Origin of the sequence: Exiguobacterium sp. RIT341, from assembly GCF_000632205.1 — a bacterium.
In the GTDB taxonomy this organism is placed as follows: Bacteria; Bacillota; Bacilli; order Exiguobacteriales; family Exiguobacteriaceae; genus Exiguobacterium_A.
On record NZ_JFYW01000014.1, the window covers coordinates 34,121 to 41,730 of the forward strand.

Below are 7,610 nucleotides of genomic sequence, written 5' to 3' on the forward strand. Positions count from 1 at the left end.
CATTCGGCTTCCGTGTACTTTTTTGCGTATAATGAGAGCAGAATAGTGTGAAGTGGGGGACGCGTATGCGACAGACGAAATATAAAGCAATACCATGGACGAAAGAACAATTCTACAATCGGTATGTCGAACAGACGATTGGAACAACAGGACACGTCTGGCTCGAAAGCGGTCGAATCGGACGGTATACGATGGCGGCGACTCGTCCTGTCGGATACGTCCGGACAAAGGACGGGATGACGACGATTGAGACAGATGGAAAAGTCGAGACGTCGACGGCAAACCCGTTTGATCTACTCGAACGACTCCGCGTCGAACGTGAATCCATCCGACCGGATGGAATGCCGCCATTCTTTGGTGGATTTGCCGGATATGTCAGTTATGATGCTGTCCGTTATTTAGAAAAGCTACCGGAGCAAGCGATGGATGATCTACAAACACCTGATCTATCGTTCTACTGGTACGATGAAGTTGCCGTGTTTGATGAGGAAACGAAACAATTGTTCATTGCCGTGACGCGAGACACAGCAGAGGAAGCAACACAGATTCTTGAAGAAGAAGTCGCGCGTTGGTGCGTCAAGACAAATAGACCGCAGTTTACAACAACCGGTTCATCCGGCGAACGAGAACGAGCTTTCGGACAGGAAGCGTTCATGACAGCGGCACACCGGATTAAATCGTATATTGAGGATGGTGACGTCTTCCAAGTCAATTTGTCCGTCCGTCAACAAGAACCGCTTGGGACGACAGCGGAACATCTGTATGATGTATTACGACAAATTAATCCTTCTCCATACATGGGTTACTTCGCAGATGAGGATTTAACACTTGTGTCAGCCTCACCTGAGTTGCTCGTCGAAAAAATCGGTGATGCGTTAGCAACGCGTCCGATTGCGGGAACACGGCCACGCGGGAAGGATGAAGCGGAGGATCTACGACTCGCGAAAACCTTACTCGATAACGAAAAAGAACGGGCAGAGCATGTGATGCTCGTTGATTTAGAGCGTAATGATTTAGGGCGCGTTAGTCGTTATGGTACGGTCCATGTCGATGAGCTGATGGTGATCGAGAAATACTCCCACGTGCAACATATCGTCTCAAATGTCAGAGGCGAAGTGGCTCCGGAACACTCCGGGAGTCAAGTGCTCGCCGCAATGTTCCCAGGTGGGACGATCACCGGCGCGCCAAAAATCCGGACGATGGAAATCATTGAAGAACTGGAACCGGTCCGGCGTGGCATCTACACTGGATCGCTTGGCTTCATCAGTTGGGCGGATGATGTCATTTTCAACATCTTGATTCGGACACTCGTTGCAAAAGATGGGATGGCATATGTCCAAGCAGGTGCTGGAGTCGTCACGGACTCGGACGCAGCACGTGAATACGAAGAGTCACTTAGTAAAGCCAAAGCGTTATGGGTGACAAAAGAAACGGCGGAGGGAACACGATGATTGTATTGATTGATAACTATGATTCCTTTACGTATAACTTAGTCCAGTATTTCGGCGAACTTGGACAAGACATCCGGGTATTTCGCAACGACGCGATTACGCTTGCAGAAATCGAAGCGTTGCAGCCTGATCATCTCGTCATCTCGCCGGGTCCCTGTACACCGAATGAAGCGGGGATCAGTTTAGAGGCGATTGCTTACTTTGCGGGGAAGGTACCGATCCTAGGAGTTTGCTTGGGTCATCAAGCGATTGGGCAAGTATTCGGTGGTAAAGTCGTCCGAGCGAAGGAATTGATGCACGGAAAAGTCTCGCCACTGACGCATGACGGACAAGGGATCTTTGAACGGATCCCACAAGCGACACCGGTGACGCGTTACCATTCACTTGTCGTTGAACGTAAGACATTCCCGGAAGTACTCGAAGTGACAGCGGAAGCCGGCGGAGAGATCATGGCACTCCGTCACCGGACGTTACCGATTTTAGGTGTCCAGTTCCACCCGGAAGCGATTTTGACACGAGACGGTAAACAGATGTTAAAAAATTTCTTGGAGTTGACGCATTATGTATCTCTGGCATGACGGAATCATCAAACGAGAAGAAGAGATAAGAATCTCCCCACTTGATCATGGATTCGTCTACGGGATGGGTATATTCGAGACGTTTCGGACGTATAACGGACATCCGTTTTTGTTCGATGATCATATCGAACGTATGCGGATGAGTTGTGTCGCACTCGGGATACAGTTAGCGTATGACCGGGAAGCCTTACGGCAAGCAATCCAAGATTTATATGAAGCATATGAGGCGAACGATCTCTATATCCGGTTGAATGTTTCGGCTGGTCCGCGTGAGATTGGGTTATCAATTGACCCTTACGATACGCCAACCGTGTTGATCTATGCGAAACCAATCGCTCCGCGAAAACGGGCGGAACGTGCACTCGAGACGATTCGTTTGCCGCGCAGTACGCCGGAAACGACATATCGCTTAAAGTCACATCATTACATGAACAATCTAGTCGCGAAACGTCAATTGTTCAATCCAGAAGCAGAAGGGCTGTTCTTGACGAAGGAAGGTCATGTCTGTGAAGGCATTACGTCAAATATCTTTTGGCGTTACGGAAGTACATGGTATACGTCGCCCCTTGAGACCGGTGCATTGAATGGGATTACCCGTCAGTTCCTCATGCAACATTTACCGGTCGAAGAACGTCTGGCATATTTACCACAGCTCGAAGAGTCAGATGAGATCATCTATACGAATTCCGTTCAGGAAGCGGTCGCCATTTCGTCACTTGACGGACGCCCTTTCCCCGGAATAAACGGAACAGGGTATGCGGAGATTATGAAACTCTTCGATCAATCTGTCGAACATGTGACAACAAGGAGGGAACAACCATGACCTACATCATGGGTATTTTGAACGTGACACCGGACTCTTTTTCGGACGGTGGACAATATGTTGATATCGAGCAAGCGATGCGGCAAGCGCGTCAGCTTGTCGCGGATGGAGCAGATGCGATCGATATCGGTGGAGAATCGACACGACCGGGTGCGGCGTTCGTGTCAGTTGAAGAAGAACTCGCTCGTGTTTTACCGATTATTAAACGCATTAAACGAGAGCTGAACGTCCTCGTGTCGATCGATACGTATAAACCGGTCGTCGCAGAAGCTGCTATTCAAGCAGGAGCGGACATCATCAATGACGTATGGGGTTCGAAGTGGGGCGATCGTTCGATGGTCAAGGTCGCTGCGCAGTATGAAGTACCAATCATTTTAATGCATAACCGGGAAACGGCGCATGGAACAGATATGCTTGCGGAAGTCCGGGCTGATCTTGAGGAATCAATCCGGTTAGCGAAACAGGCAGGCGTGGCGGAAGAGCACATTTGGCTCGACCCAGGGATTGGATTCATGAAAACGCAGGAAGAGAACTTGTACTTGATGCGTTACCTGTCCATCGTCACGGACTTCGGGTATCCGGTTTTACTCGGAACGTCCCGTAAATCGATGATCGGACTCGCGCTTGGATTGCCAACGGAAGAACGACTTGAAGGAACGATTGCTACGGTTTGCTACGGGATTCAACAAGGATGTGACTGGGTGCGCGTGCATGACGTCAAAGAAGTCAAACGGGCAGCGCAGATGATGGACATCATGTTAGCTGCGACGAAAGGAGAATGACGGTGGATCGAATTCATGTAACAGGAATGCGTTTTTATGGGTATCACGGTGTATTTGCAGAAGAGACGAAACTCGGTCAACGCTTCAATGTCGACTTATCGATCGGACTTGCATTGGCAGAAGCCGGTCGGACGGATGATTTGACGAAAAGTGTCAATTACGCTGAATTGTATGAAGCGACAAAACGTGTCGTCGAAGGAGAACCGCTCCAACTCGTCGAAGCCTTGGCGGATCGTATTGCAAAAGAAGTCTTTGCGTTAGACGGGCGGATTGAAGAAGCATCGATCAAAGTTATCAAACCGGATCCGCCGATTGCTGGTCATTATGAACATGTGGCAGTCGAGATCAATCGACTCCGGGGGGACTATGCATGAAGGAAGCTTACATTGCACTCGGTTCAAACATTGGTGATAGAGCGGCTCACTTAAGAGCAGCGATCGCTCGCCTGAGAGCCTTATCGTCTGTTCATGATGTAAAGGTCTCTTCCATTTATGAGACTGTACCTGTCGGGTATCTCGATCAGGATTTATTTTATAATATGGTCGTCGGGATTCAAACGACGGACGAGGCAGATGTCTTACTTGAGCGACTGCAGGAAATCGAACAGCTAGAAGGACGCGAGCGTCTGTTCAAAAATGGACCGCGGACGCTTGATTTAGATATTTTGTTATATGGGGGAGAACGTATTGACCTTGAAGGATTAACCGTTCCGCATCCGCGGATGCAAGAGCGGGCATTCGTCCTCGCGCCATTACGGGAACTAGCAGCAACATGCGTCATACCTGGTCTTGGGCAAAGTGTCGAGCAATTGTACCAGCAGTTACCAGAGACAGAACGAAACGGTGTGCGACGCTTAGGTGGTCTTTTAGAAGCGGAGGAACAATAATGGAATTTAACATTGGTGATGTCAAATTGAAGAATCAAGTCATCTTGGCACCGATGGCAGGCGTCTGTAATCCCGCGTTTCGGTTGATCGCAAAAGAATTCGGCGCGGGACTCGTCTGTGCGGAGATGGTCAGCGATAAAGGGATCTTGTACGAGAACGAACGGACGCTACAGATGCTGTACGTGGATGAGCGGGAAAAACCGCTGAGTCTTCAAATCTATGGTGGTTCAAAGGAGACACTCGTTCAAGCAGCGCGATATGTCGAAGCGAACACGAATGCCGACATCATTGATATCAATATGGGGTGTCCGGTCCCGAAAGTCACGAAAAGTGATGCTGGAGCGAAATGGTTGCTTGATCCGGATAAGGTCTATGAGATGGTCCATGCGGTGACACAAGCGATCGATAAACCGGTTACGGTCAAAATGCGGACCGGCTGGGACAGTCATCACATCTATTGTGTCGATAATGTCAAAGCGGCAGAAGCGGGTGGTGCGAAGGCTGTTGCCATTCACGGACGGACACGTTCACAAAAATATGAAGGTGTCGCAGACTGGAACATCATCGGTGAAGCAAAAAAAGCGGTTAATATTCCAATCATCGGAAACGGGGATGTTCAAACCCCACAAGATGCTAAACGAATGATTGATGAGATTGGTGTCGACGGTGTCATGATCGGACGGGCCGCTCTCGGAAACCCTTGGATGTTGTATCAGACAATCCAGTATCTCGAATCAGGAACGCTTCCGGCAGAACCGACGGCGCGCGAGAAGATTGATATTTGTCTCTTGCACGCTACACGACTGGTCGCGCTAAAGGGAGAAGAACTCGCCGTGCGCGAAATGCGGACACATGTCGCCTGGTACTTGAAAGGAATGAAGGGGAACGGTCGCGTTCGCAATGCGTTATTTAACATCGACACGCATACGGGACTCGTTGAACTGTTACAGCAGTACTTGCAGACACTCGAAGAAGACGTAGCGTATGCCTAACAGGTAAAGTATAGTCGGACAGAGTCGTTTTGTGGTACGCTAGTTGCATTGAAGATGAGCGTATCGGTTTTCTAAAGGGCTGTCGGTCATTCCGGCAGCTTTTTATTCGAGAGAATCGTCGTGAACCATTATTAAAAGGAGTGAAGACAGTGAGTCAGGATATGGAAATGAACGATCAAATGCAGGTGCGTCTCAGTAAGATGAACGCCATGCGTGAACAAGGTCTCGATCCATTCGGCGCACGTTTTGAACGTTCGACGGATACTGCGAGCATTCGTGCATCATTTGGTGAACATACAAAAGAAGAATTGGCTGAACTGAAACCGGAAGTTGCCATCGCAGGTCGTGTCATGACGACACGTCGTAAAGGGAAGGTTGGCTTTACGAATGTTCAGGATGTACAAGGTCAAATTCAGTTGTATGTTCGTAAAGATGACGTCGGTGAAGAGGCGTATGAGATCTATAAGACATGTGACTTAGGTGACATCGTCGGGATCCAAGGATACGTGTTCAAGACGAATGTTGGTGAACTCTCTGTTCACGTCACAGCATTTACGTTATTGACAAAAGCGTTACGTCCGCTTCCGGATAAATATCATGGATTAAAGGATATCGAGCAACGCTACCGTCAGCGCTATCTCGACCTTATTACGAACCAAGAATCACGTGAGACATTCATCGCGCGGAGTAAAGTCATTCGTGGGATCCGTCAATATCTTGATAACCTCGGATACTTGGAAGTCGAAACACCAATGTTGCATACGATCGCGGGTGGAGCATCGGCGCGTCCGTTCATCACGCATCATAATGCACTCGACATGACGCTTTACATGCGGATTGCGATTGAGCTTCATTTGAAACGTTTGATCGTCGGTGGACTTGAGAAAGTATACGAAATCGGTCGTGTATTCCGTAATGAAGGAATCTCAACACGTCATAACCCAGAGTTTACGATGATCGAACTCTATGAAGCGTATGCGGATTATAAAGACATCATGAACTTAACAGAGAACCTGATTGCTCACGTCGCACAAGAAGTACTCGGTACGACACAAGTCACTTACGGAGAAGACGTCATCGATTTATCTGTCGGTTGGAAACGAGCGCACATGGTAGATCTCGTTAAAGAAGCAACAGGTGTCGACTTCTTCGAACAGATTTCGAACGAACGTGCCCTTGAACTCGCGCATGAACACGGTGTTGAAGTCCAGTCGCACATGACGACGGGACATATCTTGAATGAGTTCTTCGAACAAAAAGTAGAAGAAACACTCGTTCAACCAACATTCGTCTATGGTCATCCTGTTGAAGTATCACCACTTGCGAAGAAAAATCCAGAAGATCCACGCTTTACGGATCGCTTTGAATTATTCATCGTCCGTCGTGAGCATGCGAATGCCTTCACGGAATTGAACGATCCAATCGATCAACGTGAACGTTTCGAAGCACAACTCGTCGAAAAAGAAGCAGGAAACGACGAAGCACATGAAATGGATACAGACTTCATTGAAGCACTCGAGTACGGTATGCCGCCAACGGGTGGTCTTGGAATCGGGATCGATCGTCTCGTCATGTTGTTGACGAATGCGCCATCGATTCGTGATGTATTACTCTTCCCAACGATGCGTCACCAACAAAATTAATGAGTAGAGCTCTGTTCTTTCTATACTGTATAGAAGGAACGGAGCGTTCTTTTTGGAATCAACACAGGAATAAACAAGTCAAAAAACGGGTAAACAAAAGTTTTTAAATGTTTTTCTAATAAAATGCTTGTACGATTCAAAAAGCCATGGTATATTACTTCTTGTGCCGCGAATGGTCGTGACACACAAAAATAAATATCAAAAAAAGTTGTTGACAATCGGGTTGATAACTTGTTAAGATATTAAAGTCGCTGAAAACGACACGACGAACTTTGAAAACTGAACGATGAGGCAAAAATCGTATTCTACGGAATACAAAAACGAATGAAGCGCAAGCTTCGTCAATCGTGACTTCGGTCACACAACGAGCAAGTCAAACACTTCATGGAGAGTTTGATCCTGGCTCAGGACGAACGCTGGCGGCGTGCCTAATACATGCAAGTCGAGCGCAGGAG

General features: G+C 48.1%; 8 protein-coding genes and 1 rRNA gene. All 9 read left to right on the plus strand.

What is annotated here, in order from left to right; translation table 11 throughout:
• The first annotated feature begins 65 nt into the window (after positions 1-65).
• Complete coding sequence (locus tag BW42_RS15900) at positions 66-1,451, plus strand: anthranilate synthase component I family protein (RefSeq protein ID WP_035413268.1); 1,386 nt, start codon at positions 66-68, stop codon at positions 1,449-1,451.
• Positions 1,448-2,029: an aminodeoxychorismate/anthranilate synthase component II gene (locus BW42_RS15905; RefSeq protein WP_035413271.1), complete on the plus strand. Its 582-nt coding sequence runs from the start codon at positions 1,448-1,450 to the stop codon at positions 2,027-2,029. The genes BW42_RS15900 and BW42_RS15905 overlap by 4 nt, the downstream gene beginning before the upstream one ends.
• Complete coding sequence (locus BW42_RS15910) at positions 2,013-2,852, plus strand: aminotransferase class IV (protein ID WP_035413274.1); 840 nt, start codon at positions 2,013-2,015, stop codon at positions 2,850-2,852. Before BW42_RS15905 ends, BW42_RS15910 begins: the two co-directional genes overlap by 17 nt.
• Positions 2,849-3,634 (plus strand): dihydropteroate synthase, encoded by a 786-nt coding sequence (gene folP / locus BW42_RS15915; protein ID WP_035413278.1) that lies wholly within the window; start codon positions 2,849-2,851, stop codon positions 3,632-3,634. Before BW42_RS15910 ends, folP begins: the two co-directional genes overlap by 4 nt.
• Before the next feature lie 2 nt (positions 3,635-3,636).
• Positions 3,637-4,008, plus strand: coding sequence for a dihydroneopterin aldolase (folB, locus tag BW42_RS15920; protein WP_035413281.1), 372 nt, complete (start codon positions 3,637-3,639; stop codon positions 4,006-4,008).
• The gene (gene folK, locus BW42_RS15925) at positions 4,005-4,520 is read left to right on the plus strand and encodes a 2-amino-4-hydroxy-6-hydroxymethyldihydropteridine diphosphokinase (RefSeq protein ID WP_035413284.1); all 516 of its coding nucleotides are present in this window, start codon (positions 4,005-4,007) and stop codon (positions 4,518-4,520) included. The genes folB and folK overlap by 4 nt, the downstream gene beginning before the upstream one ends.
• Positions 4,520-5,512 carry a tRNA dihydrouridine synthase DusB gene (gene dusB / locus BW42_RS15930; RefSeq protein ID WP_035413287.1) on the plus strand — a complete coding sequence of 331 codons (993 nt, stop codon included), beginning with the start codon at positions 4,520-4,522 and terminating at the stop codon, positions 5,510-5,512. The genes folK and dusB overlap by 1 nt, the downstream gene beginning before the upstream one ends.
• Before the next feature lie 161 nt (positions 5,513-5,673).
• A complete protein-coding gene (lysS, locus tag BW42_RS15935; protein WP_155960241.1) occupies positions 5,674-7,155 on the plus strand; it encodes a lysine--tRNA ligase in 1,482 nt (493 codons plus the stop codon).
• A gap of 381 nt (positions 7,156-7,536) precedes the next feature.
• Positions 7,537-7,610 (plus strand): 16S ribosomal RNA (locus BW42_RS15940); the annotation flags it as partial.

Coding starts and splice junctions, on each gene's coding strand:
- BW42_RS15900 (WP_035413268.1), top strand. CDS start 66: ATGCGACAGACGAAATATAAAGCAATACCATGGACGAAAGAACAATTC.
- BW42_RS15905 (WP_035413271.1), top strand. CDS start 1,448: ATGATTGTATTGATTGATAACTATGATTCCTTTACGTATAACTTAGTC.
- BW42_RS15910 (WP_035413274.1), top strand. CDS start 2,013: ATGTATCTCTGGCATGACGGAATCATCAAACGAGAAGAAGAGATAAGA.
- folP (WP_035413278.1), top strand. CDS start 2,849: ATGACCTACATCATGGGTATTTTGAACGTGACACCGGACTCTTTTTCG.
- folK (WP_035413284.1), top strand. CDS start 4,005: ATGAAGGAAGCTTACATTGCACTCGGTTCAAACATTGGTGATAGAGCG.
- dusB (WP_035413287.1), top strand. CDS start 4,520: ATGGAATTTAACATTGGTGATGTCAAATTGAAGAATCAAGTCATCTTG.
- lysS (WP_155960241.1), top strand. CDS start 5,674: ATGGAAATGAACGATCAAATGCAGGTGCGTCTCAGTAAGATGAACGCC.